This is a genomic window from Heliomarina sp., from assembly GCF_052826185.1.
The window spans coordinates 55,948-81,328 of the sequence record NZ_JBRBUI010000027.1 but is presented as its reverse complement, the minus strand read 5'-3'; the positions used below and the strand labels follow the sequence as shown (position 1 = coordinate 81,328).

At 59.3% G+C, this 25,381-nt stretch carries 21 protein-coding genes; 8 read left to right on the top strand and 13 right to left on the bottom strand.

What is annotated here, in order from left to right; translation table 11 throughout:
* The first annotated feature begins 1 nt into the window (after position 1).
* The 7 genes from ACU0FH_RS09195 to ACU0FH_RS09165 all read left to right on the top strand — a co-directional run bounded on the left by ACU0FH_RS09195 (position 2) and on the right by ACU0FH_RS09165 (position 7,795).
* Positions 2-1,528 (top strand): heme biosynthesis HemY N-terminal domain-containing protein, encoded by a 1,527-nt coding sequence (locus tag ACU0FH_RS09195; protein WP_446194334.1) that lies wholly within the window; start codon positions 2-4, stop codon positions 1,526-1,528.
* Positions 1,529-1,758: 230 nt separating this feature from the next.
* Positions 1,759-2,958, top strand: coding sequence for an aromatic ring-hydroxylating oxygenase subunit alpha (locus tag ACU0FH_RS09190; RefSeq protein WP_446194333.1), 1,200 nt, complete (start codon positions 1,759-1,761; stop codon positions 2,956-2,958).
* A 43-nt stretch (positions 2,959-3,001) separates the two neighbouring features.
* Complete coding sequence (locus ACU0FH_RS09185) at positions 3,002-3,862, top strand: ABC transporter permease (protein WP_446194332.1); 861 nt, start codon at positions 3,002-3,004, stop codon at positions 3,860-3,862.
* Complete coding sequence (locus tag ACU0FH_RS09180) at positions 3,859-4,689, top strand: ABC transporter permease (RefSeq protein WP_238372181.1); 831 nt, start codon at positions 3,859-3,861, stop codon at positions 4,687-4,689. Before ACU0FH_RS09185 ends, ACU0FH_RS09180 begins: the two co-directional genes overlap by 4 nt.
* A 1-nt stretch (position 4,690) precedes the next feature.
* Entirely contained in the window at positions 4,691-5,785 is a 1,095-nt protein-coding gene (locus ACU0FH_RS09175) for an ABC transporter ATP-binding protein (protein WP_446194331.1), read from the top strand.
* 4 nt (positions 5,786-5,789) lie between these two features.
* Positions 5,790-7,016 carry an aromatic ring-hydroxylating oxygenase subunit alpha gene (locus ACU0FH_RS09170; RefSeq protein ID WP_446194330.1) on the top strand — a complete coding sequence of 409 codons (1,227 nt, stop codon included), beginning with the start codon at positions 5,790-5,792 and terminating at the stop codon, positions 7,014-7,016.
* The gene (locus tag ACU0FH_RS09165) at positions 7,013-7,795 is read left to right on the top strand and encodes a methyltransferase domain-containing protein (RefSeq protein ID WP_446194329.1); all 783 of its coding nucleotides are present in this window, start codon (positions 7,013-7,015) and stop codon (positions 7,793-7,795) included. The genes ACU0FH_RS09170 and ACU0FH_RS09165 overlap by 4 nt, the downstream gene beginning before the upstream one ends.
* A gap of 1 nt (position 7,796) precedes the next feature.
* On the opposite strand, the gene ACU0FH_RS09160 is transcribed toward ACU0FH_RS09165, so the two are convergent.
* The 6 genes from ACU0FH_RS09160 to ACU0FH_RS09135 form a co-directional block, all read right to left on the bottom strand.
* Positions 7,797-8,111 carry a DUF1272 domain-containing protein gene (locus tag ACU0FH_RS09160; protein WP_446194328.1) on the bottom strand — a complete coding sequence of 105 codons (315 nt, stop codon included), beginning with the start codon at positions 8,109-8,111 and terminating at the stop codon, positions 7,797-7,799.
* A 173-nt stretch (positions 8,112-8,284) separates the two neighbouring features.
* Entirely contained in the window at positions 8,285-9,349 is a 1,065-nt protein-coding gene (locus ACU0FH_RS09155) for an extracellular solute-binding protein (RefSeq protein WP_446194327.1), read from the bottom strand.
* Between the two features lie 208 nt (positions 9,350-9,557).
* Positions 9,558-10,892, bottom strand: a complete 1,335-nt coding sequence (locus tag ACU0FH_RS09150; protein ID WP_446194579.1) for an aminotransferase — start codon at positions 10,890-10,892, stop codon at positions 9,558-9,560.
* 63 nt (positions 10,893-10,955) lie between these two features.
* Positions 10,956-12,161 (bottom strand): aminomethyltransferase family protein, encoded by a 1,206-nt coding sequence (locus tag ACU0FH_RS09145; RefSeq protein WP_446194326.1) that lies wholly within the window; start codon positions 12,159-12,161, stop codon positions 10,956-10,958.
* The gene (locus tag ACU0FH_RS09140) at positions 12,158-13,639 is read right to left on the bottom strand and encodes a phytoene desaturase family protein (RefSeq protein WP_446194325.1); all 1,482 of its coding nucleotides are present in this window, start codon (positions 13,637-13,639) and stop codon (positions 12,158-12,160) included. Before ACU0FH_RS09140 ends, ACU0FH_RS09145 begins: the two co-directional genes overlap by 4 nt.
* Positions 13,636-15,273, bottom strand: a complete 1,638-nt coding sequence (locus ACU0FH_RS09135) for a phytoene desaturase family protein (protein ID WP_446194324.1) — start codon at positions 15,271-15,273, stop codon at positions 13,636-13,638. Before ACU0FH_RS09135 ends, ACU0FH_RS09140 begins: the two co-directional genes overlap by 4 nt.
* 165 nt (positions 15,274-15,438) lie before the next feature.
* Here ACU0FH_RS09135 and ACU0FH_RS09130 point away from each other — a divergent pair, with 165 nt between their 5' ends.
* Positions 15,439-16,086 carry a TetR family transcriptional regulator C-terminal domain-containing protein gene (locus ACU0FH_RS09130; protein ID WP_446194323.1) on the top strand — a complete coding sequence of 216 codons (648 nt, stop codon included), beginning with the start codon at positions 15,439-15,441 and terminating at the stop codon, positions 16,084-16,086.
* A 4-nt stretch (positions 16,087-16,090) separates the two neighbouring features.
* Here ACU0FH_RS09130 and ACU0FH_RS09125 read toward each other — a convergent pair whose 3' ends face one another.
* From ACU0FH_RS09125 to ACU0FH_RS09095, 7 genes are all read right to left on the bottom strand, one after another.
* The gene (locus ACU0FH_RS09125) at positions 16,091-17,221 is read right to left on the bottom strand and encodes an aromatic ring-hydroxylating oxygenase subunit alpha (RefSeq protein WP_446194322.1); all 1,131 of its coding nucleotides are present in this window, start codon (positions 17,219-17,221) and stop codon (positions 16,091-16,093) included.
* A gap of 213 nt (positions 17,222-17,434) precedes the next feature.
* The gene (locus tag ACU0FH_RS09120) at positions 17,435-18,919 is read right to left on the bottom strand and encodes a zinc-binding dehydrogenase (RefSeq protein WP_446194321.1); all 1,485 of its coding nucleotides are present in this window, start codon (positions 18,917-18,919) and stop codon (positions 17,435-17,437) included.
* Positions 18,920-18,938: 19 nt separating this feature from the next.
* Positions 18,939-19,373: an SRPBCC family protein gene (locus tag ACU0FH_RS09115; RefSeq protein ID WP_446194320.1), complete on the bottom strand. Its 435-nt coding sequence runs from the start codon at positions 19,371-19,373 to the stop codon at positions 18,939-18,941.
* The gene (locus ACU0FH_RS09110; protein WP_446194319.1) at positions 19,366-21,552 is read right to left on the bottom strand and encodes a flotillin domain-containing protein; all 2,187 of its coding nucleotides are present in this window, start codon (positions 21,550-21,552) and stop codon (positions 19,366-19,368) included. Before ACU0FH_RS09110 ends, ACU0FH_RS09115 begins: the two co-directional genes overlap by 8 nt.
* A 24-nt stretch (positions 21,553-21,576) precedes the next feature.
* On the bottom strand, positions 21,577-22,410 hold the full coding sequence (locus ACU0FH_RS09105) for a phosphoenolpyruvate hydrolase family protein (protein WP_446194318.1): 834 nt from the start codon (positions 22,408-22,410) through the stop codon (positions 21,577-21,579).
* Complete coding sequence (locus tag ACU0FH_RS09100) at positions 22,410-24,596, bottom strand: Tm-1-like ATP-binding domain-containing protein (RefSeq protein ID WP_446194317.1); 2,187 nt, start codon at positions 24,594-24,596, stop codon at positions 22,410-22,412. Before ACU0FH_RS09100 ends, ACU0FH_RS09105 begins: the two co-directional genes overlap by 1 nt.
* Positions 24,589-25,374, bottom strand: coding sequence for an ABC transporter ATP-binding protein (locus ACU0FH_RS09095; RefSeq protein ID WP_446194316.1), 786 nt, complete (start codon positions 25,372-25,374; stop codon positions 24,589-24,591). The genes ACU0FH_RS09100 and ACU0FH_RS09095 overlap by 8 nt, the downstream gene beginning before the upstream one ends.
* Positions 25,375-25,381 lie beyond the last annotated feature (7 nt).

The following is a 25,381-nucleotide window of genomic DNA, read 5'->3' as shown; positions in this document are numbered from 1 at the left end:
TATGATTTGGTCATTGATCAAGATCCTGTTTTTTGTTGCCCTGGTTGCCGTTCTTGCCTGGGGCGCGGCAATGTTGTTGGAGACCAGTGGCGGTCTTCAGATCACGGTTGCCGGGATGGAGTATACGCTGGGGCCGCTTCAGTCGGTGATCGCGGCTATCGTTCTTATCGTGGCCGTATGGGTGTTGCTGAAAATCCTGTCGCTTCTGGTGGCGACGCTGCGGTTCCTGAACGGGGATGAAACCGCGATTTCGCGTTATTTCGACAAGGGGCGCGAGCGGAAAGGGTATCAGGCGCTGGCTGACGGGCTGATGGCGCTGGCCTCGGGCGAGGGTCGGCTTGCCATGTCGAAGGCCGCGAAAGCCGAGCGTTATTTGCAAAAGCCGGAACTGACCAACCTGATAACGGCGCAGGCCGCCGAGATGACTGGCGATACGCGCAAGGCGACCGAGACCTACAAGAAGCTGATCACCCACGATGCGACCCGGTTCGTCGGCGTGCGCGGGATCATGAAACAGAAGCTGGCGGAGGGCGATACCGAAACCGCGCGCAAGCTGGCAGAGAAAGCGTTTGAACTGAAGCCCAAGCACGAGGAAACGCAGGACGTTCTCTTGCGGCTTCAGGCGCAGGCGCATGACTGGGCGGGTGCCCGGAGCACGCTGACAGCCAAGTTGAAATCCGGGGCCCTGCCGCGTGACATCTATACGCGACGCGAAGCTGTGCTGGCGCTTTCCGAAGCCAAGGAGCTTTTGGACGATACCAGCAGCATCGAAGCGCGCGAACAGGTGATCGAGGCCAATCGCCTGTCGCCCGATCTTGTGCCTGCGGCGGCGCTGGCAGCGAAATCCTATCTTTCCAAGGGCCAGCCCAAAAAGGCCGTGCGTATCCTGCGTAAGGCTTGGGACGCACAGCCACATCCCGACCTTGCGGCGGCGTTTGCGGCGCTTGAGCCCGACGAGACACCGACTGAACGTCTGAAGCGGTTTACGGTTCTGACCAAGATTCATCCGGATCACCCCGAGACCCGTCTGCTTTTGGCTGAACTCAACATCGTGGCCGAGGATTTCCCCGAGGCGCGCCGTGCGCTGGGCGAACTTGCGGCGTCGGATACGGCGGATGCGCGGGCGCTGACGCTTATGGCCGCTGTCGAGCGGGGCGAAGGTGCCTCGAACGCCGTGGTTCATGGCTGGCTGGCAAAAGCGCTGAATGCGCCGCGCGGCCCGCAATGGGTCTGCGAGAATTGCCATCAGGTGCACACAGAGTGGATGCCGGTGTGCAGCAATTGCGAGGGACTCGACACGTTGAGCTGGAAATCACCGCCGCGTGCTGAATACGTCGGAGCCACCGGGGCGCATATGTTGCCGTTGATCGTCGGTGACACCGAGGGCGAGGCACCGGATGACGCATCGGGCATGGCAGAGGCGGAGCTGATCGCCACCCCACAGGAACCGGCAAGCGCGCCGGATCCGGAAGCGCCCAACACCGAGTTCGAGGAAGCGGTCGAAAAAGAACCCAAGCCTGCGGTTTAGCCGGTTTAGGCGGATATTGAGAGAGCCAAGCCTTGCCCTTTGGGCGAGGCTTTTTCGTTTTGATGAGGGGAATTTCTCTATCGGGTCGGCGCTAGGCATGCGCTGCATCGGCCATTTTGCACAAGATAATGGCTGGATCACGGGTGTCGCCACGAAATCTTTTAATTTTTATTGAGCGCTCAAATAATTCTTGCTAAGGTCGCCGGGACCTCAGGGAAAAGGAGCCGGAAATGGCCGCGAGGACGACGGGAGACGCAAAGATCAACGGAGACCGGTCGGGTTTGCCCGCATGGAGCTACTTCAGCGAGGAAATGCTGGAGGAGGAAAAGGAGCTGCTTTTCCGACGGCATTGGCAACTGGTCTGTCACGTCAACGATATCCCGGAAAGCGGCGACTACATGGCGATGGATTTCGTCGATGAACGTGCGCTGGTCGTCCGGGGCAAAGATGGTGAGGTCCGCGCCTTTCATAACCTCTGCCGCCACAGAGGCTCGCGCGTGGTCGGGGACGACAAAGGCCATTGCCGGTCCGCAATTATCTGTCCTTTTCACGGCTGGGTCTTTAACCTCGATGGAACGCTGCGCGGGGCCTCCCGCCCGGACACGCTGCCTAAGCTGGACCCGGTGAAATGGGGTCTGAAACCGCTTGAGATGGATATCTGGAACGGTTTTGTCTTTGTCCGTTTCAAACCGGGCCCGCAGGAGCCGATGAGCAAGATCATGGCGCGGTTCGACGAAGAGCTGGCCCAGTATGATCTGGCGAGCCTTGTGCCCGACGGGAATGGAGTCTCGCACGAGGAAATGCGCGCAAACTGGAAATGCGTGCGAGATGTCGACAATGAAGGCTACCACGTGCCGATGGCCCATCCCGGTCTGGATGACCTTTTTGGCAAGAACTATTTCGATGAACCGTTTCAGGATGGCACAAGCCGGTCGTTTTCGTCCTTTCGCGAGGCAGACAGCAAGCTTTGGAGCGTACGGCACTACAAGAAGATCCTGCCGCAGGTGAATACGCTGGATGCCGACCATCAGCGCGCATGGCTCTACGTGGGGGTGTTCCCCAATCTGGTCTTTGGAATCTACCCGGATTCAGTGATCTTCTATCATGAATTTCCGGTCGATTTCGGCAAGACGGTTCAGCGCGCCGCTTGCTATCGTCGACCTGACGAGGACCGGCGCATGCGGATCGCCCGGTACCTCAGCGGGCGGATCGACAGGATTACCAGCAAGGAAGACGAGCAGCTAATCGAATGGAGCTGGGAAGCGGCCAAGTCGAGCGCTTATGATGGCGTGATCCTGTCGGATCTGGAGGCCGGGGTGAAAAGCTATCACGATCAGTTGCGCAAGCTGTATCCTGTTCTGAACGAGGAGGAGCCCGCACCGGGAACTCTTGCCGAGCAGAATGCGGCATTGGTCGAGGCGGAAAGCTGAGAATGGCAGTGACTTTAGACCTGTGCGAACGCCGGTTTCGCGCATGATTTTGAGCCGGGAAGCGCGACAGGGGCTGACGCTTATAAGTCCCACACTGGTTTACGCACTGTTGCTGCTGGCGGCGCCGCTGTTGACGGTGGTCACGTTCAGCTTCTGGACGCAGGACTATCTGGATATCGACACCACGATCACGCTGAACAACTATCGTGAAGCGTGGACGCAGCCGATCTATCGGACCCTGATCTTTCGCTCGCTCTGGGTGTCGCTGGTGGTCACGCTGGTAACAGTGGTTCTGGCCTTTCCCATTGCCTACTACCTCAGCTTCCATGTCACGCGGCGCAAGGCGCTGTGGTTGTTCCTGATCACCATACCGTTCTGGACCAGCTACCTGCTGCGGGTATTCCTGTGGAAGGTCATCCTCGGCTATAACGGCGTGCTGAATTCGGCGCTGACCGGGCTGGGGATCATTGATGAGCCGCTGACCTTTCTGCTTTATAACGTGAATGCGGTGGTGATTACGCTGGCCCATGCCTGGGCGCCTTTTGCGATCCTTCCGATTTTCGTGGCGCTGGAAAAGATCGACCGGTCGCTGCTGGAAGCGGCGGAGGATCTTGGCGACGGGGCCGTGCGCCGGTTCTTTCGCGTGACGCTGCCGCTGGCGATGCCGGGTGTGATCGCTTCGACCCTGATTGTCCTGATCCCGACCGTCGGCGATTTCGTTACGCCGCGCCTTGTCGGGGGGACCGACGGGCTGATGATTTCGAACATGATCCAGATCCAGTTCGGCAAGGCGAATAACGCGCCGCTTGGGGCCGCGCTGGCCGTGTCTTCGATGGTGATCGTATCCTCGATCAGCCTTGTGATCTTCCTTGTCGGCAAGAAATTCGGAGGGCGTGTGCAATGAGACCGGGACGCGCCAAGAAGCTTTGGAACTGGCTGGCGGTATATGCCTTTCTCTACATGGTGTTCCTTTATGCGCCGGTGATCCTGCTGCCGCTGTTCGCCTTCAATGAATCGACGATCATCGCCTTTCCGTTGAGCGGGTTCACGACCGAATGGTTCACTGTGCTCGTCAACAACGATGCCCTGGCACGTTCGGTTGAGAACAGCCTTTTCGTCGCCGTCACCACGGCGGTGGTCTCTACATTGCTGGGCGCCTGTGCGGCGCGGGCGGCCGCACGTTACAGGTTCCCGGGACAGAAGGGCGTTATCGGTTTCATCATGCTGCCGCTGGTCCTGCCAGAAATCATCGTCGCCGTCGCGTTGCTGGTCGTGTTGATGCAACTTGGGTTCAGCCTGTCGCTCTGGACGGTGATCGCGGGCCATATCCTGATCTGCATGCCCTATTCCATCGCGATCCTGAGTTCGGCCTTTCAGGGTCTGGACCGAAACCTTGAAGAAGCGTCTTTCGATCTGGGCGAAACCAACTGGGGCACGTTCAAGCGCGTGATCTTTCCGCTGGTCCTGCCGGGGGTGATTTCGAGCCTTCTCATCACTTTCACGATCTCACTCGATGAGTTCATCATTGCGTTCTTCCTGACGGGCACCGATGCGACTCTCCCCGTCTATATCTGGAGCCAGCTGCGTTTCCCGAGCAAACTGCCGTCGATCATGGCGCTTGGGACAATCCTTCTGGTTCTGTCCATTATCCTTCTTATTCTTGCCGAGTGGTTCCGTCAGCGTTCGGCCAAACGACAGGGCGTCGAAGCTGCCGCCGGAGGTTTCATATAATATGTCAGAAAAGCCGATCATCGAACTCAGGGACGTGGCCAAGTCATTCGGCACCGTCAAAGCGCTGAACGGCATCAATGCGAATATCCGCGAAGGCGAGTTCTTTTCGCTGCTTGGGCCGTCGGGGTGCGGCAAGACCACGCTGTTGCGGATGATCGCCGGGTTCGAAGATCCGAGTGGCGGGGAAATCGTGATTGACGGCAAGTCGATGCGGGGCATTCCGGCAAACCGGCGGCCCACCAATATGGTATTCCAGTCCTATGCGATCTTTCCGCATCTGAGCGTGGCTGAAAACGTGGCTTATGGGCTGAAGCGGAAAAAACTGCCGAAAAGCGAGGTGACCGACGAGGTCAACAAGGCGCTGTCGATGGTCGATCTGTCCGGTTACGGCGGCCGCGCGGCGCATGAGCTTTCCGGTGGACAACGGCAGCGGGTGGCGCTGGCGCGGGCGCTGGTGATGCGGCCCAAGGTGGTTCTGTTGGACGAACCGCTGTCTGCGCTGGACAAGAAGCTGCGCGAGCAGATGCAGGTCGAACTGCGCCAGTTGCAGCAATCCATCGGAATTACGTTCATCCTCGTGACCCACGATCAGGAGGAAGCGCTGATCATGTCGGACCGGATCGCAGTGATGTTCGAAGGCGACATCGCGCAAATCGACAGCCCCGAGGGGCTTTACCGGCACCCGGTCAGCAAGCGGGTCGCGTCCTTTATCGGGGTCATGAATTTCCTCGATGCGCGGACCACGGGTCAAAGCGATGCGGGCGTCAGTCTGGATATTCCGGCGCTGGGCAAGGTCACGGTACCTGCAAGCCATGTACCGGACGGGCTGGATGCGAATTCGGTTGAATCCGTGGGGGTCAGGCCCGAAATGCTCACCATCCTGTTCGACGAACGGGAAACGGCCGAGGCTGTGGCCAAGGGGGTCGTGACCTCGACGTCGTATTACGGGGATATGACCTATTACAGCGTGGCGCTGAACGAGACGAAGGCGCCGGTGACATTGTCGATGCGCAATACCGCCGGTCGCTCTGTTCTTCCGGCCGGGAGCGAGGTGCGTGTGGGATGGGGTGCTGAATCCATCGTTTTGTTCGAGTGAGGCCATGACCGCCCATACCAAGAGCAAAACCGAGGTAAGTCTGCTCGAGATGCTTTCGCGTCATCGCGATGGGTATGCGCTTGAGCAGGGGTTCTACACCTCTCCCGAAATCTTTCGGGAGGATATGGAACGGGTTTTCATGTCGGACTGGCATTTCGCCGGTCACATCAGCGAGCTGCGCGAGCCGGGGGATTTCCTGCTTTTCGAGATGATGGAGGAATCTGTCATCATCGCGAGGGACGGAGATGGTGAGATCCACGCGCTCGCGAATGTCTGCCGTCATCGGGGATCACGGGTCTGTCTTGAGCAGCGCGGCAACGCGCGGCGGTTCTCCTGTCCGTATCACGCCTGGACCTACAACCTGGATGGCAGCCTGTTCTCTGCCCGGCTGATGGATGCGGGGCTGGACCAGTCGGCGCTTGGGCTAAAGCCTGTGCCCTTCGAAATTTTCCACGGTCTGTTCTTTGTGTCCTTTGCCGAAGATCCTGCAAGTTTCGAAGCGGCCCGGGCCGAACTGGATCAAATCCTTTCGCCTTTCCAGCTTGAAAATACAAGGATCGCGCATCGGGTAAGTTATCCGGTCAAGGCGAACTGGAAGCTGCTCGTCGAGAATTACAACGAATGCTACCATTGCGCGCCGGCCCATCCGGAATTTGCGCGCGCGCATCCCACGCATATGGATTTCGACCGGATGGAACCGCTGAACGAGGCGATGATCCCGCGATCGGAAGCCTTGGGCATTCCGAGGGATACAGTGGATCGGGTTGGTCCTTTGTGTCCGCCGGGATCGGTCGACTACACGGTCAGCCGTCATTCGCTTTATGAGGGAACGGATACCGGGAGCGAAGACGGGAAGCAGGTTGCTCCGCTGTTGGGGGATATCAGGGGGTTCGATCAGGCGGCCTGCGATCTTTATGTCGGGATCTTTAATCCCGTTCTGATCTACAACGATCATGCGGTGCTTTATCGGTTCATCCCGGTCGATACCCAGAATTCGATACAGGAAATCATCTGGCTGGTACGCGAGGATGCGGAGGAGGGGCGCGATTATGACCGCGAGCGCCTTACATGGTTGTGGGATGTCACCACCAAGGCCGACAAGTTCATCATCGAAAAGAACCAGCAGGGGGTGAATTCCCGCTATTACGAACCCGGTCCGCTGGCCGGGATGGAAGCCTTTACCAAGCGGTTTCTCGATCTTTATCTTGAACGGATGGGCAGGAAAGCATGAGCGACAGCGAGCTTCTTTACGACGATCTCCATATCGATTTCCTCGAAGACCTTTGGGGAGAGGGATACCTTTCGCCGGGCGGTGAGGAGGAGGCGCTGCGCGTGGTTCAGGGCTTGGATCTGAAAGGTAAGCGCGTACTGGATATTGGTTGCGGCTCGGGCGCGATTTCCGTGTTGCTGGCTAAGGAATGCGGCGCGGCAGAGGTTGTCGGCATCGACGTGGAACGCGATGTCTGTGCGGCGGCGCAGCGCCGTGTCGATGCGGCAGGAGTCGCTGACCGGGTCACGATCCGAGAGGTCACGCCGGGCCCGTTCGATTTTGCCGATGAAAGTTTCGACGTGGTCTATTCAAAGGATTCGATCATCCATATTCCTGACAAGGAGGCGCTTTCAGCCGAAGTGTTCCGCATTCTGCGCCCGGGCGGCTGGTTTGCCGCGTCGGACTGGCTGATTTCGCATGACGGAGAACCGTCGGCGGAGATGAAGGCCTATATCACGGCCGAGGATCTGGATTTCGCGATGGCCTCGCCCGACCGCTACGACAAGGCGCTTCAGGCGGCGGGGTTCGAGAAGATTTCCCTTTTGAACCGGAACCCGTGGTACAAGGAAGTGGCGGAAGAAGAATATGCCTATCTCACCGGGCCAGAGCGGGCGCGACTCGAGTCGCGGTTCGGTGAAGAGTTCATCGCCGGTCAGATTGGCACATGGACGGCCATGAACAAGGTTTTGGCCAGCGGTGAGCATTGTCCGCACCATCTGCGCGCCCGTCGACCGGGATAAATCAGCGTTTAGCCGGCGGGATGTCCCTGAGTTTGAGGCTGATCTCGCTGACGTCTTGGCCGCACCATTTCGAGTGAACGCGTTTCGTGCTGGCGGGATGAACACCGAGGCCGAGTTTTGGTTGTTCGCGATGGGCATACCGGGGCCGGATCGGACGGGGGACGAGCCCGCCGCCGCAGGTCGCGCAGACGTTGAACAGGACGGTTTCGACGGATTCGGCGCAGTAGGTGCATTCGTAGCTGCAAATCCGCGCATCGGTGGCGTCAGGCGGTAGTGACTTGTCACACCATTCGCAGTTGGGTCGTAATTCCAGCATCTCTTTCTCCTGTCGAAGGCTCGCAGGGATGATACCGGTTTTTCGTTGGTGCACGTAGTTGCACGCGAGGCGGAACCGAAATCAGTCAGGCTAAAAAAAATCCAGCCCCGGCGGGTTGAGCCGGGGCTGGCGAAAACTGTCTCGATGGCCCGAGTTTCGGGTTCGGGGGTTGCTTAGAAACCGGCCTTGATCAGTTCGAATTCCGCGATCATCTTTTCCCGCAGCTCTGCCGGAACCGGACCCTGCCAGAGCGTATTCTCACGCAGTTTTTCGCTGGTGTTGAGACCAACGGCAGAGAGGTCCTCTTCGCTCATCTTGCCCATTTCAACCATGTTGGAATGTCCATAGCCCCAGGCGTTAACGATATAATCGGCGGTCTTGGGTTCGAGCCATGCGTTGATGAAATCATAAAACTTTTCATCAGAGCCGGGCGCGTCCTTGAGGTGAACATAGCCACAGACCCAGCTTGAAGCGCCTTCCTTGGTGTCACGCTTCATGGCGATGGGATGGCCTTCGCCGGACATGGTCGAGAAGGTCTCGTTCCAGGCCCATGCAAGATAGACTTCGCCGCTTTGCATCAGCTGCGCGAGGGATGAGCCGGAGTCCCAGTAGGAGCGCACGTTCTGGTGAACCTTGCGCAGGAAATCGGATGCGGCCTTGAACTCTTCGTCGGTGGCGTTTGCCCAGTCCTTGACGCCGGTTGCGAGGAAGCCCAGCGCATAGGCATCATCGACGTTATCGCCGATGGACACGCGGCCCTGGTTCGCGGGATCGGCGAAAGCCTGCAGCGAGGATACGTCTTCCTCGTTCTGCAATTCGGTGTTGTAGGTCAGACCGGTGTTGCCCCAGTCGATCGGGACAAAGTAGTACTCACCGTCTTTCTGGAAGGCTTCGAGATCGCGGAAGGCGGGATCCAGATCGTCCCAGTAGGTGATCTTGGAAGTGTCGAGCGGCTGGAGAAGGCCGGCTTCGATCCATTTCGGTACAGATTGTGCACAGGGGTGCGCTGCATCTGCCTGAAAGCCAGACCGCAGTTTTTGAAAGGCTTCTTCTTCGTCGCCGAAGAAGGAGAAGGTCGGCGCGTCGCCGTGCGCCTCGTTGTAGCTGGTGTAGAATTCCGGGTCTTCGTATCCGGCCCAGTCAAAAACAACGAGATCCGGATCGGCAGCGTGAACAGTTCCTGCTGTGAGTGCCAGAACCGCTGCAACGGACGTTGCCGTCTTGGTTAGGATGTTCATGGGTAGCTCCCTGTTGATTTGTTATTTTTGACCCGCGCGGCGGACCGCGCGCGCCTTTTCCATGGCTTTCAGGCTATGGGCTATCGTGTCGTGACTCAACGTTTTACTGAGCGCTCAAACAAATTTTATCCCCCCTTGGCGCGGCAGTAAGCAGGATGAGAACACCCCGACAGAGAGTCGCGCAATCGCGAAGATGCCGGGGTGGATCCTACGCGAGATCGCGGGTCACCTTTTCGAGCGCCTTTTCCAGCAGGTCGAACATTTCGTCGATTTGTGCCCGGGTGATCACGAGGGGTGGAGAAAACACCGCCATATTGATCAGCGGCCGGACCAAAAGCCCCAGTTCCTCGCAGGCGGCGTCAATCATATTGCCAAGTTCGCGCTCTTCTTCGAGCGTTTTTCCCTTGCCTTCGATGCATCCCAGAAGGCCCATGCCCCGTGCATCGCCGACGATCGGGAATTTCTTGAGTGCGCGGAGGCGTTCCTGAAAATAGGGCGTGATCTCGCGCACGTGCTCGAGGATGTTTTCTCGTTCCATGATTTCGATGTTTGTCAGCGCCGCGACGCAGCTTACCGGGTGCGCAGAATAGGTGTAACCGTTGGAGAAAAGCGCCGGATCGTCGGGAGAGGCGCAGCGCTCCATGACGCGATCCGAGATGATACAGGCACCGAGCGGCAGGTAGCCCGAGGTCAGGCCCTTGGCGCAGGTGATCATGTCGGGCTGGATGCCAAAGACTTCCTCGGAGCAGAACCAGTGACCGAGACGTCCGAAACCGGTCACGACCTCATCCGAGATATAGAGGATGTCATGTTCGCGGCAGATGTCGAAGGTGCGCTTGTGATAACCGGGCGGCGGGACGATGACCCCACCCGAGGACAGGATCGGTTCGGCGATGAAGGCGCCGACATTCTCGGGTCCGACTTCGGCGATCATCTTTTCAAGATCAGCAACTTTTTCATCGCACCATTCCTCGACGCTCATCCCGTCGGGGCGGCGATAGGGGTTCACATCGGGGAGGAAGCGGACGAGGCGGCTTTCAACGTCGAAACGGTTCTTGTCGCGTTCCTTGCCGGTAACGGAATGCGCAAGGTAGGTCGAGCCGTGATAGCCCTTTTCCCGCGCGATCACGATTTTCTTGTCGTGCCGCCCGAGGCGGTTGTTCATGAAATGCATGGTGCGCAGCGCGGTATCCACTGCTGTCGAGCCACCGGTGGTAAAAAACACGTTGTTCAGATCGCCGGGCGCCATTTCGGCCAGTCGTTTTGACAGGATGGCCGAGGGTTCAGTCGTGTTGGTGAAAGGCGAGGTATAGGGCAGTTTCTTTACCTGCTGCGCGATGGCATCCGCCATTTCGTCACGGCCATAACCGATCTGGACGCACCACATGCCGCCGGGGCCGTCGATAAATCGTTTGCCGTTCCCGTCCCAGAGATAGATTCCGTCGGCTGTGTCGACGAACATGTTGTCATAGCCCTGATAGTCGTCCATGGCCGCCCAAGGGTGGATCTGGTGCAGACGGTCCCATTCATGGAGCGTTTCCATGTTCGGTTCGTTACTCAGTTGGGGTGCAATCGTATCGCTCACGTTCATATTCCTTTGGTTCGTTCAGAAAGGCCGGGGCGGGGTGGCCCGCGCCCGGTCGTTCCTGAAAAAGGGATCGGTGACCACGGTCACGGGGACAAGACGTTTGTCCCAGATGCCTTCTTCGTTTACATAGACCTCGGCCCAGAGATCGTTGATTTTTTCACCGCCATAGGGGGCTTTCAACTCGGCCAGCGCAATGTTGCGCTTGGCGGTGGGGGACCAGATAGCTGAGGTCACATGTCCGACCTCGCGTTTCTTTCGGTGATAGATCAATGAGCCGTCGGCGGGTTTGAAGCCGCCGATCTCAAGCTTGATCAAATGGTGACGCAGGCCGCATTCCTTTTGTTTCAAAAGGGCGCGGCGGCCGTTGAAGTGTCCCTTGGTGAAATCGACCAGCCTGTCGAAACCAAGTTCGAGTGGCGAGCGCCCGCGACCGAGCCGCGAGGCCGTCAGCACCGGTTGGAAATCGACCTTGGCCGCCATGAATCCCGCCTCGATCCGGACCATGTCAAGCGCGTGGGACCCGATGGCGCGCAGGCCCCAGGGTTGCTTTTGTTCCCAGAGACGGTCCCAGAGCGCACCGGTCTTTTGCCAGTCGGTCCAGAGTTCATACCCAAGATCGCCGGTAAAACCGGTCCGGGAGATCCAGAGACCGGGTTCGATCTCTCTCAGATCGAAAGGCTTCATGTCAGCGACGGCGGAAAGACCCGCGGCATCAAGAAGGGAAAAGGACGTCGGACCCTGAAGCGACAGGCCCCCGATGGAATGGCTTTCGTCTTCGACGGTGACGTCGAACCCCCATGCGGCATCGAGCAGCCAGCCTTGCATGGATTCCTGGCAGCAAAGCCGAAAATCGGTTTCGGAAAAGCGGAAGAGGGTGCCATCGTCGATCACCATGCCCTCTTCATCGCACCAGAGCGCATACCCGACGCGGCCCGGTTTGATCTTGCGAATGTCACGGGTGACCATGCGGTTCAGCATCGCCTCGGCTTCGGGTCCGGTGATGCGATACTTGTGCATCGGAGAGACATCGAAGAGCGTCGTTTGATTACGGATCGCGAAATATTCGAATTCCACCGTGTCCAGCACCAGCGGCGAGACATATCCGGCCCAGTTGCCCCAGCTTTTCGCCGTGCTGATCTTTTCGAGGCGCGATTGTACCGGCCCGGGGATAAGTCCCGTCGGGACGGCGGCGATGCTGTCGGTATCTATTCGTCCGTCCATCATGCCACCCCGTCGAGAAGTACCTGCGCGGCGCTGTTGCGCCCCGGCATGCCGGTGACATCGCCGCCCGGATGGGCCGAGGCGCCGCAGAGATAGAGGCCCCGCACGCCAAAGCGGTAACGGGCCATTCCAACCGTCGGTCTTGTGGTGAGCATCTGGTCGAGTCCCATTTCAGCGTGGTGCCAGTGGCCGCCCGGCGCGCCGGTCAGGTGGGCGATATCGGCAGGTGTCAGGAGGTCTGTCGAGGCGATCTGATCACGCAGGCCCGGGGCATAGGCTTCGATGGTGGCAATCACGGTTTCGGTGAGCGTGCCGCTTGCCTTTTCGGTCCAACCGGATTTGAGATCTAGGGGCACATGGCTAACGATCACAGAGAGGCGGTCCTGCCCATCCGGCATCACTATCTCAAGAGACGGTGCGCTGGGCAGTTCGCCGTATTTTGCCGGGTTGAAGGCGCGTTCGACCTCCGCGACGGAGGGGGCGATCAAAAGTCTCGATTTTGCCTGTTCCTTGGTAAGACCGGCGAATCCCGGGCGACCTTTCAACGCTATATTCAGTTTGGCCGTTGTCCCCTTGGCGCGAAGGTTCCGGGCCCGGCGCACGGCCTCGATATCAAAAGAGGGTATACCGGCCATCTGCATCGTCTGCATGGGGCCTGCGCTTGACAGCACGGCCGGGGCAAGCAGCTGACCTCCGTCAGAGGTGGTGACACCAAGCACGATATCGTCTTCGATAATGACGCCCGTGACGCCGACGCCACAGCGGATGTCGGCCCCTGCCTTACGGGCGGCATCTGCATAGGCATTGGTGATGGTTCCCATCCCGCCAGTGGGAAGCGAGACAGACCCGCCGTTGCGCAACCGGTACATCAGCGTCAGCACGGTACCGGGCGATCTGGGACCGGCAAAGGCACCGCGCACCGCGTCAGATGCCAGCGCGCCGGGCAGGGGGCCATCGGGCATTTCGTCAAGCAGCAGGTCATAGACATTGGTCAGGAGGATACGAAGGAACTCTCGCATCTCGGGTTTGCCCAGACGTTTCACGCCGATCCCAAGCTTGGCCAGACGTGACATTTCGCGGAGGCCGGCAGGCGAGGTAAGCCCCTGATCGAGACCCGGCGGGGCGGATTCGGCGAGCGTGTTGAGCAGGGCGGCATAGGTAACCAGACGGTCATGCAGGGTTTTGAAGGCGGTGGCATCTGGGTGCGCCTCGCCGGAGGCGTAGCTGGCAATGCCATCGCGCAGAACAACATGCTTGCCGTCGGGGGACATGGAAACAGTGTCTATTTTGCGTGTTTGAGCCTGAACACCGCGCGGCAGCGGATTGTAGAGAAGGTGCGCCATCCGGTCTGAGGCCATGCCGCCGATATGATCGGCACGTTCAAGAACGCAGACCGACTTGCCACGCGCTGCAAGAGAAGCCGCGGCGGAAAGCCCGTTGTGACCCGCACCGATCACGATTGCATCGAACTTTTCACTCATGCCGCAGCCGCCACGTTCGAGGTGGTCTTGCCAAGCTTGCGCAGGATTTCACGCGCGGCATTGGCGCCGGGCGCTGCCATCACGCCGCCACCGGGGTGAGCGGAAGATCCGACGAGGTACATGCCGTCGATCGGTGTCGCGTAATTCGCATAGCCGGGCACCGGCCGGTTGAACAGCAGCTGATCAAAAGTGAGTTCGCCCTGAAAGATATTGCCTTCGGTCAAGCCGACCTCCCTCTCGATGTCTCTTGGTGTCCTGATCTCGGCGTGGACCACGCGCTGGCGAATGTCGGGGCAGGCCTCTTCGATCTTGTCAAAGACACAGTCGGCGAAGGCCCTCTTGCGCTCTTCGGTCCAGTTTTCGGCGCTGCGCTTGCCGTCGGCCAGAAGGTCATAAGGCGCGTATTGCACGAAGACGGTCATCATGTGCTTGCCCGGCGGGGCCATCGTGGGATCGATCTGGCTGGGGATCAGCATGTCGAAATAGGGATTGGACGACCACCGGCCCTCTTTCCAGTCGTCATAGGCGCGTTCGAGCTCTTCAAGCGAGGTCGAGCAGTGCAGGTCGCCGCGCAGGAAACTGGCATTCTTGGGCGCGGCGGGAAATTCCGGCAGCGCGTCCAGCGCGATGTTCAGCTTGCCGCTTGAGCCGCGGATCTTAAAGCGTTTGACGGCGCGGGTGAAATCCTCGGGCAGGTCCCTGGCGTCGGTGTGTTCAAGGAAGGTACGTTTCACATCCATGTTCGAGGCGACGATCGGTGCGCGGAATTCATCGCCGTTTTCCAGCGCCACCCCAATGATCTTGCCGCCTTCGACCAGAAAACGGTCTACACCCGAGCCGGTGACAATCTTGCCGCCCGCCTCTTCGAAACAGTCGCCTAGGGCCTTGCTGATCGCGCCCATCCCGCCGCGTGCAAAACCCCAGGCGCCGATCGCACCGTCAACATCACCCATGTAATGATGCAAAAGAACATAGGCGGTACCGGGCGAGTAGACGCCAAGACCGGTGCCGATAATGCCCGATCCGGCAAGATGCGCCTTGATCAGGTCGTTTTCAAAGTGTTCGTCGAGAAAGTCGCCGATAGACATGGTCCAGAAACGGAGGGTCTCGGCCAGTTCCTTTGCCCCCAACCCGTGGGCGCGTTTGACCAAATAGAGTAGCTCCTGCAGGTCGCGGACCTTGAAAGAGGTCGGATCGGGGGCGGAACGAAGCAGAAAGGGCCGGATGAACCGGCACTGCCGGATGACCGTCTGGCTGAACCGGTCATAGGCATCGACATCACGCGGTTCGTGGCGGGCGATTTCCCGGCGCAGCGCGTCATGATCGGAATGATAGGCGAAATAGTCTCCGTCGCGCGTAAAACTGGCACCCCCCTCGTAAGGGATCACCTGAAGCCCGAAACGGGGGAGTTCGAGGTCGCGCACGATTTCGCGGCGAAGCAGAGAACAGACATAAGAGCAGTTGGAATAGGTCCAGCCCTCGTGGAGAGAGCGGCTTACAGCAGCACCGCCGATCCAGTCGTTTTTCTCGACGACAAGGACTCTCATCCCGGCCTTGGCAAGATAACAGGCGGTTGTCAGGCCGTTGTGCCCGGCCCCTGCAACGATGGCGTCATATCTGTCGTACTGCCCCATTGGCCTCTCCTGTTGGTTGCGGCGAGGTTAGGCGCTCGGGAGGCGTAGGTAAAGTTTTTTGAGCGCTCAAACAAATATTTTCTGCACAGGATGCCGCAATGTGCTACTGACTTCATCGAGAAGATGTGGAAAACACGTTGAACGAACAGAGGTTGAGGCCCGCCCATGACGATGCAGCCCGACGACACATTGCGGCCGCGCAAGGAACGCAAGGAAAACGCCGACAAACGGCGCCGGCAGGTGCTGGATGCGACCTGTCGCTCTATCGTGACGAACGGGTTGGTCAAGACGACGCTGGCGACGGTTGCGAAAGAAGCTGGCCTGTCGCAGGGCGTCGCGGTGTTCTATTTCAAATCAAAGAGCGGGTTGCTGACCGAGGCCCTGCGGGACCTTTACCAGTCTTACGAGGCGCATTGGAGCGCGGCTGTCGATGCGGCCCCGGAGGATCCGGTTTCCCGGCTGGTGGCGCTGATCCGGGCCGATTTCGACCCGAAGATCTGCAACCAGCAGACGCTTTCGATCTGGTACGCGTTTTGGGGAGAGCAGGCGTTTGTCCCGCAGTACAGCGAAATCACCCGGGAATATGATGAGAACCGGGGCGGGGCGATCCGGGAGGCCTGTATGGACCTGCTGCCGGATGACCCGGTTCGCGCGGCAAATGTTGCCGATTGGATCGACACGCTGACAGACGGGTATTGGCAGAACCTCCACCTGTTTCCGGCCAATACCGATAATGAAAAATCGCTGGCGGCATCGCTGGAATGTTTGAAAGCTTTGCTGCCCGAGTATGCGCAGGAAATCGCAACTGCCTGAGAGGTCAGTCACCCATTTCCGCAAGCACCCATTTGTGGAAGTAGTGAATGTCGAATTCTTCGGGCATGAGCCGCCCTCTCTCGTAGGCGGGAGAGGCGATGCCTTTTTGGTTCAATTCACAGGCCGCCCCATCCTGTTCCATGACCAGCGTCGCAAATTCTGTGACGTTTTTCAGATCGAAACCGGGTGCGGCCATGGTGTCAGGCAAGAACAGCCATTCCGCGCGAAGTTTCGTCTTTTCGGGCCCTAACGGAGTGAGGGTTACCGAGCGCACGTAGTCAACATGCGCGACGATGAAGGCCGAGGGGTAGAGCGTCACGAAGTTATGCGCAGTTCTGCGTTCCGTCGTAGTGAGGTTGGGGAATTCTGGGCCGCAGGGCTGGCCGTTTGCCGTCCATGTCTGCGCGCCTTCCTTGAGGGGAGACAGTTCGGCCCCGCCCGGTTTGTTTTTGCGTTCGGCTTCGGACATCACGCCTTCGCGGTAGACGGGGACAAGATCGCTCAGCTCGGGGTGGATGCCCGGACAATGGAGGCATTCGTTGTAGTTTTCCCAGAAGATCTTCCAGTTGCAGTACAGTTCCTTTTCAAAAACGTGGCCGCAGACGAGGTCATTCATTGGCCAGTTGTCGAGCGCGTTCAGTCCCATGTCCGGAGAGAGCGGTCCTGGATCTTTCGGGAGGGACAGGAAGACAAAGCCGTTCCATTCCATGAGGGAGACGGGGAACAAGCTGTGTTCCGATTTGTCGAAATCAGCAGTGGGTTGGCCAAAGCCGGTCGAGATCAGGCAGCCGTCTGTGGCGTAGGACCACGCATGATAAGGGCATTTAATCAGCTTGCCGCCGAATGACTCTTGATGGGTCGCACACAGCGCTGCGCCGCGATGACGACAGGTGTTGTGGAAAGCGCTCAGCTTGCCATTGGCGTCCGATACTACGAGCACATCAGCGCCGCCAAGGGAACGACGGGTGACGCTGCCTGCCGGGAAATCCGCTGCGCGGCCTACCATGACCCAGTTATTCGACCAGATCGTCGATAGTTCCTTTTTGTACCAGTCGATATCCATATAGGCCGCTTTGGGCAGCGTCTCGGGGCAATGGTCGAGCAGGGGCGAGGGGGTCGGCGACTGAATTGTCATTGGCGGATTTCCGTTGGCTCAGGCAATTGGTTTCGCATGCCCGATCTCGAGACAATCGGGAGGGCGGTTGGGACAGAGCGTAGACCTCTGAACAGGTGTGCGACAAGAGTGAATTTATTTGAGCGCTCACATAATATGCTGTTCGTGCAAGATTCGTGCAGACCTCACGACCTCGGCCTCTCGCAAAGGATGACTTGCCTTGGCTGCGGCGGTTTAACCGCTCGTGTCTAAAACAGCAGACCACATAAGGCTGCGCGATTCGAGCGCGCTTTGCGCGTCGGCCGCCTTTGACAACGGATAGATCTCGGGTGACGGAATGCGTAGCTTTCCGCTTGAGATCGCGTCGAAGAGCAGCCGCGAGTATCTCTCCACCTGCGCCGCGCTTCCCACGTAATGCCCGTAATTGGGTCTGGAAAAGCGAAGCGATTTGGAAGACATGTGCCCAAGATCATGGAGGCCCGGTGGTCCAGAGGCTTCGCCAAAGCTTACGACGTGACCCCGGATTGCCGCTGCCTCTAACGAGCCTTGAAGCGTGCTTTGACCGACACCGTCAAAGATGACGCTGGCGCCCATGCCGTCGGTCAGGTCAAGCGTGGCTGCGACGAAGTCTTCTTGCCGGTAATTGATGACGCGGTCGGCCCCGTTGCACAGGGCCATCTCGAGCTTTTCCCCGGAAGAAGCTGTTGCGATCACCCGCGCGCCCAGCGTTTTTGCCCATTGCACCAGTAGCTGTCCGACGCCACCTGACGCAGCGTGGATCAGGACGATGTCGTCAGGGCCAACGGGCTGCACATCATGCAAAAGAAAACTCGCGGTCATGCCTTTGAGGAGCGTTCCGGCTGCCCGATCGTCGCTCAGCCTGTCGGGCAGTCTGACGAGCATCGATTCCGGCATGACCCGGTCCGTACAATAGGCGCCCACCGGCGCACAGGCATAGCCGACACGGTCGCCGGGACGCAAAGCAGAGACCTCCGCCCCGACATTCGTGACAATGCCGACCGCTTCCATGCCGGGAATGCCGGGCGGGTCGATCAGGTTGAAATGGCCGGTTCGACAGTGGATGTCGATGAAATTGACGCCTACAAATGTTTGATGCAGACGGACTTCGTTTGGACCAACAGGCGGAAGTTCGATTGGTTGAAAGGATAGTACGTCGGGTCCGCCGTGTCTTTGAATGATGATTCCCATTGGTGTTTGGCTGCTGTTTTTTGGCGGGGCCGAGGCGGGATTCGACGGGGCCACTGGTTTGACAGGCTGCGGCGCACCCGAGAACCAGTCGTGCAAAGCGGAGAACCCGGCCCGGTAGATGTCATCTCTTACCAAGGCAATAAGGCGATTTCTTTCAGGTGCCGGCGGGTTGAAGGCGCTTGACCATTCAAGCAGTGTCCTGTCGCCGTCGGTGACAGGCCGCAGGCGCATTTCCGCGACATAGCCCATGAGCGGCAATGGTGAATCGAGAAGGCAGTAGCGCAGCGACATGTCGCGGTCGGAACAGGAAATCAGTTGTTCCCGCAGGATGCTGCCATCGGTGAGGGAGAAATAGCGGACGCCACCGACGGTTTGCGATGCCAGGCCATCCTCGATCCGGCTGCTGGCGATTGCCGGATGCCAGCGGTCGTGGCTGTTGAAATCGCGTAATAACGCCCAGACCGCACCGACCGGTGCGTCGATGACCGTGCTTTCGCGGACCGTATCCATCAGGCGTGCGGTTTCCGTTTCAACTGAAACGTTTCTTCAGTGCGTCGAAGGCGGTCTGGAAGACGCCCTGCCCGATCTGGTCGATCAGACCGGATTCGGCCTGTGGATCACAATCGAAATTCGCCTCCCACGAGGCAAAGGTCCGGTTGCCGTCGGTCACGGGGATGAGGGCAAGAGTCGCGATATAGTCGCGCACGCCCATGCCGCTCTCGAGAATGGAATAGGTGCAGCTCATATCGTAATCGGAAAGGGCCAGAAGCTGCTCACGTATGGTGTCGCCGTTTCCAAGCTGAAAGTTCCGGATGCAGCCGATCTGATCCGGATGCATGCCGCCTTCGATGCGGCTTGCGGTGACGAAAGGTGTCCAATCCGGCAAACCGTTGAAATTGCGCACGACCCGCCAGACCGAGGTTACGGGTGCTGGCACCACGGTCGAGATATAGACTCTAGTCATCGTCGCGATCCTCTTTTTCAACGGTTTCGACCGAGGACTTGTCGCCCTTGGAAAGGCTGGCGATGTCTTTGGCGTTGCGAAGGACGTCAGTCATCCGACCCATGGAGCTGCCTTCGATGCCGATTTCCTTCATCAGGTTGTCGATCATCGGAGCCTGCACGCGGTAGCGCAGGGCGCTGTCGATCACCTCGTCGGTAACGTTCTTGCCGCCTGACGCGCCGCCGCCGTTCATGCCGTCCACATGCAGGATCTTGATCCCGTCGATCTTTTCCATCGGCCGGACGCTTTCGCGAACGATGCCTTCGAGACGGTCCAGCAGGGCCGCGCGGAGACGGCCGGCGCGGGCGTCTTCGGACAGAACGTTTTCGGCCTCGTTGAGTTGACGCGCGCCTTCGGCATCCACGCCGAATTTCTCGGCAGCAGCAGCGGCGAGGATCTTTTCGGCCTCAGCAGTAGCCGCAGCGGCGATGCGGCGGGCTTCGGCTGTCGACTTGGCGGCTTCCATCTCGGCCTGTGCCTTGGCGGTAAGGGCTAGAGCTTCGCGTTCAGCTTCGCGATGGGCGGCGATCATGTCGGTCATCTTGCGGCGCTCGGCGATCTCGCGTTCGCGCATGGTGAAGGCCTGTTCCTCGGCCTGGATGGCTTTGCCGCGCTGGGTCTCGGCGGCCGCGACGGCGATGCTGCGTTCCTCGCTCTTCTTGGCCAGTGCGATGGCCCGGTCCTCACGGGCGAGATCGACCTTGAGATCGAGTTCAACCGCGATCTGGCGCAACTCCTGATCGGTAAGAAGCTGCGCCTCTTTCACCCCGCGTTCTGCGGTCAGACGGGCGCGTTCGATTTCTTCGTCCGAGGCAATCTCCGCCTCTTGCACGGCCTGACGCTTGGCGACCTGAAGGGATTCAAGATGCCGTTCGCGGGCGATGCGCAATTCGTCTAGCGCGCGATCCTGGGCAAGTTTTTCGGCCTCGGCACCCTGATTGGCGACAATTTCTGCCCGACGGCGGGCGCTTTCCGCCTTGGCCAGTTCCTGCGCCTTGATCGTCAGGGCGATCTTGCGGTCCTGTTCGGCGAGTTCAAGCGCACTTTGCCGTGCGATATTGAGCCTTTCCTGCGTTTCCGCGCGGGCGATGCGTGCTTCTTCGAGGGCAAGTTCCAGCGCGATGGCCTCCTTTTCCGTGAGTTCGCGCATCTTGAGATCGGCCTCGTCCAGCGCACGGCGGCGTTTCAGATCAAGCTTCTGGGCTTCTTCCTCTTTCTCGATCCGTTCCTGTGTGAGGCGGCGTTCCTGCATAACGCGGGCGATTTCGATCGCTTCGCTGGATTGCAGCCTTGCCTGTTCCGCTTCCTGATCGCGCATGGCCCGTTCGCGCACCAGTTCGGTTTTCTGTGCAGCGCGGCGGGTTTCGATTTCCTGCTCTTGCGCAAGCTGGGCGTATTCGGTCTCGCGGTCGATTTCGAGAACCTTGCGCTGGGTGTCGAGATTCTGGTTCCGGATTTCGACAAGGGTGCGCTGTTCGATCTCGTTCCGGAGCTTGCGGCGGGTCTCGATGGTTTCGGTCAGTTGGGTCAGGCCCTCGGCGTCAAAGCTGTTGGACGGATCGAAGTATTCCAGCCCGGTCTGGTCGAGATCGACGATGGACACGTTTTCAAGTTCAAGCCCGTTGGCTGAAACGGTGCCTTCGGCAAGGGCTCGCACGGCTTCGGCATAGTCATGGCGGTTTTCATGCAGCTCTTCGAGCGAGCGTTGCGCCGCGACAGAACGCATGGCGGCGGAAAATTTGCCTTCGAGAAGTTCGGTAAGTCCGTCACGGTCCAGCGTTCTGCGACCAAGCGTCTGGGCGGCGGCGGCGACCTGGTCTTTCGATGCGCCGACGCGAACGAAGAATTCCGCATTCAGATCGACACGCATCCGGTTCTTGGTGATCAGGGCGTGATCGTTTTCGCGAACCACGCTGATGCGCAGGACACCCATGTTCACGGGCGTAATTTCATGAAGGACCGGTATGACAAAGGCGCCGCCATTCACCACGACTTTTTCGCCCATGAAACCCGTGCGAACAAAGGCCGTATCTTTGGTCGACCGCCGATAGAGCCATCGGAGGATGTAGACGACAACCGTTATCACGATCGCGGCGACGATGATCCACAGCAGGAGTGCGCCAATTAGATCCGAGGACATTTCGATTTCTCCTATGCGGTCGAGTTACGAGAACCTGATTGATTTGAATTTGCGGGTCTGGTCGGTGAGCGCGCGTTCTGTCGGGAGCCTCTCCATCGAAGACGCGCCGTAGAAGCCGTGGCAGTGATCGGCGTGGCGCAGCACATAGGCCGCGTCGTCGGGTTCGGCGACTGGGCCGCCGTGTACCAGCACCAGCACGTCCTCGCGGATTTCCATCGCGGCCTTGGCCCAGCGATCGACGATTTCGGGCACCTGTTTGAGTGTCGTGGCAGTTTCCGCGCCGATGCTGCCCCCCGTGGTCAGGCCGAGATGGCAGACAATGATGTCCGCCCCGGCGTGGGTCATGGCGCGGGCGTCTTCCTCGGAGAACACGTAGGGGGTGGTGAACAGACCCTTTTCATGTGCCGCTGCGATCATGTCGACTTCGAGCTGGTAGGACATGCCGGTTTCCTCGAGGTTTGCGCGGAACATCCCGTCGATCAGCCCGACGGTCGGAAAGTTCTGAACCCCCGCGAACCCGACGCGCTTGAGGTCGTCTAGAAAACTTGAGAAAAGACAGAACGGGTCGGTCCCGTTCACACCGGCGAGCACCGGTGTGTGCTTGACCACGGGCAGAACCTCGCTCGCCATTTCCATCACAATGTCATTTGCGTTGCCATAGGCCATCATCCCGGCCAGCGAACCGCGCCCGGCCATGCGATACCTTCCGGAGTTGTAGATGACGATCAGGTCAATGCCGCCTTCTTCTTCGCATTTTGCGGAGAGTCCGGTGCCCGCCCCGCCACCGACGATGGGGATACCCGCGTTCCGCATTCCCTGGAATTTGGCGACAAGCGCCGCTCGATCATGATGCGACATCAGGCATTCCTTTTTCTGGCAGAGTGAAGAACAGGCATGGCGTCCAGAACCGCGTTTGCGAATTCTTCGGAGTTGATGTGAGCGTTGATGCGGGTGACCCGGCGGTTGCTTCCCTGATTCACGTTGGTCTCAATCGCATTGAACAGGGCGTCGCGGGCCTCGGGGTCGTGGAATGGCTGACCCGGCGCGTCGAGCGCGGAAATGCCGCCTTCGGGTAGCAGGAATGTCATTGGTCCCTGCATCTGGTTGAGGCGCTGGGCGATCCACTCCCCGATTTGCCTGCATTCCTGGGCGGTCGTGCGCATCAGGGTGACGCTATCATTGTGGATCACGAATTTCCGCGAAGAGAACCTGTCCGGCACCGTGTTGCGCGGCCCGAAGTTCACCATGTCGAGGGCGCCGACGGATCCGACATAGGGAACACCGGTGCGGATGATCGCGCCGAAACGATCCTCGGTGGCTTGGAACACACCGCCAACCAGCATGTCGGCAACCTCGGTCGTGGTAAGGTCGAGCACGGTTTCGATGTCGCCGTTGTCGACGAGGGATTCCATGGAGCGCCCGCCGATGCCGGTTGCGTGGAAGGTCAGGCAATCAAAATCAGGCTCTAATTTCCCAGTTAGCCTCTGTATCAGCGGAGTTGTAACGCCGAACATGGTCAGGCCGACGGTTGGCTTTGCCTCTGAGCCGAGAGATTTATCGGCGCGGGACGACGGCAGGTCGGCTGCCATTCCTGCCATCGCGCGCGCTGCGTTGCCTAAGACCTTTTGCGTTATGCGGTTCAGCCCCTGAACGTCTGCAACGGAATGCATCATCATGATGTCGGAGGACCCGACATACTGCGCGACGTCGCCGGCTGCGACTGTGGAAACCATGACTTTGGGGATCCCAAATGGAAGCGCCCGCATGCCGGCGGTGGCCAGGCTTGTACCCCCCGAACCGCCCGCTGAAAGAATGCCGCCGATACCGCGTTCCCGCGCGATCCAGGTTTCGAATGCCTTAGCCATGGCGCTGACCGACTGCCCGCGATCTCCTGTCATCACGGATTGGGTGCCGCCACGTGCCATGATGGCGATCTGCGCAGGGGTGACATCCGCGCGGGACGGCTTGCCGGATGTCGACAGGTCGACTGTCTTGACCGGTAAGCCAAGCGCCTTGATCCGATCCGCCATGTAGTTCAGTTCGCGCGCCTTAGTGTCGAATGTACCCACTACAAGTACTGTCCTACCAACCCGTTCCGCATAGGGGATATGAAACACGTTCTCGGGGGCTGGCTCGGGAGCAGGTTTGCTTTGCACCACGGTCGCGTTGGGCACATTCCAACGGTTCGGCATTTGAGTCACCGGGTGGAAGTCAGAGACCTTCTGATCTCCGCTGCGATTGACCCTGTAGACCTCGGCCATCTGCTCGGCGACGACAGCCTGTTCGCCGGGAGACGGCTCGGGCATTTCATCTTCGCTGTGGCGTCCCACGCCAAGCAAGCGTTGTTGCAAATCGCGATCCGCAGCCAGTGCTTTTGCATCCATGATACGGTTTATCCGACCGTTCACCATGATCCCGACACGGTCGGAAACGGACGTGGCAACGCCGATGTTCTGTTCGATGACGAGGATCGCCATTTCATCTTCGGCGGCGAGGCGGACCAGCATGTCACGCACCTGATCGACGATCACCGGGGCCAGACCTTCGGTCGGTTCATCCATGATCATCAGTTTCGGGTCGGACAGCAAAGCGCGGGAGATCGCAAGCATCTGCTGTTCCCCGCCCGAAAGCTGGGCGCCGCCATTGTTGCGCCGTTCGGCCAGCCGGGGAAACGTCTGGTAAATCCGCTCCGGGCTCCAGCTGGCGTCGCGCGTTGTTTTGGCCGCAAGACGTAGATGTTCGTCGACCGTCAGGCTTGGCCATACCCGGCGTCCCTGCGGAACATATCCGATGCCGAGCCGGTGAATTTCATGCGGTTCGAGGTGGGAAATTTCGCGCCCCATCGCGCGGATCGATCCGCTTTGAGCTTTTTTCAGCCCTGTGATTGTGTTGCACAGGGTCGTTTTGCCCATGCCATTACGCCCGACGATGGAAAGAACGCCGGTTTCGAGCGTAAATCCGACGCCTTGCAGCGCATGGCTTTCGCCATAATAGACTTGCAGATCTTCCACCTGAAGAACGGCCTTACCTCGACGTTCAGCCATGGCCGTCTCCTAGGTAGATAGCCTGAACTTCGGCGTCATTTTCAATTTCTTGCGGCGTGCCTTCCTTGAAAACGCGGCCGTTATGCATCATCGAAACATACTCCGAGACGCGCAGCGCCACGTCGAGATCGTGTTCGATGATGACGTATCCGATATGCAATGGCAGGGCGCCGAGTATGGCGACGAGATCACGCCTTTCGGTTGGCGAAAGACCGGCCGCCGGTTCATCGAACAGGATGAAACGGGGCGCGCCTGCCAGAGCAAAGGCGATTTCAAGCTGCCGCTTGCGACCATGCGATAGTGTCGCGACCTGAAGATCGGCGTCGTCGTATAGATGAACGGCCATGAGGATCGACCGGGCCTGTTCCATATTGGCGTCCGTATCGCGGGGCCGGAGCAGCGAAAACCGGCGGCGCGAGACGCCGCGACAAGCGAGATAAACGCTTTGGAGAATGGTCAGCCCGTCGAAGAGCTGTGAAATCTGGTAAGTCCGGCGCAAACCGCGCCGGATCCTGTCGTGTGCAGGGATCGATGTGATGTCTTCCCCGAAAAAGCGGATCCGCCCGAAAGTACAGTCGAAATCCCCTGTAATCGCGTTGAATAGAGTCGTTTTCCCGGCTCCGTTCGATCCCAGAACCGCGCGGCGTTCACCTGCGGCGATCTTCATATTGATATCGGACAGCGCCACGAGGGCACCGAAATGACGTGCCACGCCATCCAGCTCCAGCGCGTAAGAGCCGGTGCTGGACAGAGGAGTGTTTTCACTTAGCAATGCCATATTAGGC

What these genes read in the sequence shown, in the direction of transcription:
- ACU0FH_RS09195 (WP_446194334.1), top strand. Translation starts at nt 2, where the DNA reads ATGATTTGGTCATTGATCAAGATCCTGTTTTTTGTTGCCCTGGTTGCC.
- ACU0FH_RS09190 (WP_446194333.1), top strand. Translation starts at nt 1,759, where the DNA reads ATGGCCGCGAGGACGACGGGAGACGCAAAGATCAACGGAGACCGGTCG.
- ACU0FH_RS09185 (WP_446194332.1), top strand. Translation starts at nt 3,002, where the DNA reads ATGATTTTGAGCCGGGAAGCGCGACAGGGGCTGACGCTTATAAGTCCC.
- ACU0FH_RS09180 (WP_238372181.1), top strand. Translation starts at nt 3,859, where the DNA reads ATGAGACCGGGACGCGCCAAGAAGCTTTGGAACTGGCTGGCGGTATAT.
- ACU0FH_RS09175 (WP_446194331.1), top strand. Translation starts at nt 4,691, where the DNA reads ATGTCAGAAAAGCCGATCATCGAACTCAGGGACGTGGCCAAGTCATTC.
- ACU0FH_RS09170 (WP_446194330.1), top strand. Translation starts at nt 5,790, where the DNA reads ATGACCGCCCATACCAAGAGCAAAACCGAGGTAAGTCTGCTCGAGATG.
- ACU0FH_RS09165 (WP_446194329.1), top strand. Translation starts at nt 7,013, where the DNA reads ATGAGCGACAGCGAGCTTCTTTACGACGATCTCCATATCGATTTCCTC.
- ACU0FH_RS09160 (WP_446194328.1), bottom strand. Translation starts at nt 8,111, where the DNA reads ATGCTGGAATTACGACCCAACTGCGAATGGTGTGACAAGTCACTACCG.
- ACU0FH_RS09155 (WP_446194327.1), bottom strand. Translation starts at nt 9,349, where the DNA reads ATGAACATCCTAACCAAGACGGCAACGTCCGTTGCAGCGGTTCTGGCA.
- ACU0FH_RS09150 (WP_446194579.1), bottom strand. Translation starts at nt 10,892, where the DNA reads ATGGAAACGCTCCATGAATGGGACCGTCTGCACCAGATCCACCCTTGG.
- ACU0FH_RS09145 (WP_446194326.1), bottom strand. Translation starts at nt 12,161, where the DNA reads ATGATGGACGGACGAATAGATACCGACAGCATCGCCGCCGTCCCGACG.
- ACU0FH_RS09140 (WP_446194325.1), bottom strand. Translation starts at nt 13,639, where the DNA reads ATGAGTGAAAAGTTCGATGCAATCGTGATCGGTGCGGGTCACAACGGG.
- ACU0FH_RS09135 (WP_446194324.1), bottom strand. Translation starts at nt 15,273, where the DNA reads ATGGGGCAGTACGACAGATATGACGCCATCGTTGCAGGGGCCGGGCAC.
- ACU0FH_RS09130 (WP_446194323.1), top strand. Translation starts at nt 15,439, where the DNA reads ATGACGATGCAGCCCGACGACACATTGCGGCCGCGCAAGGAACGCAAG.
- ACU0FH_RS09125 (WP_446194322.1), bottom strand. Translation starts at nt 17,221, where the DNA reads ATGACAATTCAGTCGCCGACCCCCTCGCCCCTGCTCGACCATTGCCCC.
- ACU0FH_RS09120 (WP_446194321.1), bottom strand. Translation starts at nt 18,919, where the DNA reads ATGGATACGGTCCGCGAAAGCACGGTCATCGACGCACCGGTCGGTGCG.
- ACU0FH_RS09115 (WP_446194320.1), bottom strand. Translation starts at nt 19,373, where the DNA reads ATGACTAGAGTCTATATCTCGACCGTGGTGCCAGCACCCGTAACCTCG.
- ACU0FH_RS09110 (WP_446194319.1), bottom strand. Translation starts at nt 21,552, where the DNA reads ATGTCCTCGGATCTAATTGGCGCACTCCTGCTGTGGATCATCGTCGCC.
- ACU0FH_RS09105 (WP_446194318.1), bottom strand. Translation starts at nt 22,410, where the DNA reads ATGTCGCATCATGATCGAGCGGCGCTTGTCGCCAAATTCCAGGGAATG.
- ACU0FH_RS09100 (WP_446194317.1), bottom strand. Translation starts at nt 24,596, where the DNA reads ATGGCTGAACGTCGAGGTAAGGCCGTTCTTCAGGTGGAAGATCTGCAA.
- ACU0FH_RS09095 (WP_446194316.1), bottom strand. Translation starts at nt 25,374, where the DNA reads ATGGCATTGCTAAGTGAAAACACTCCTCTGTCCAGCACCGGCTCTTAC.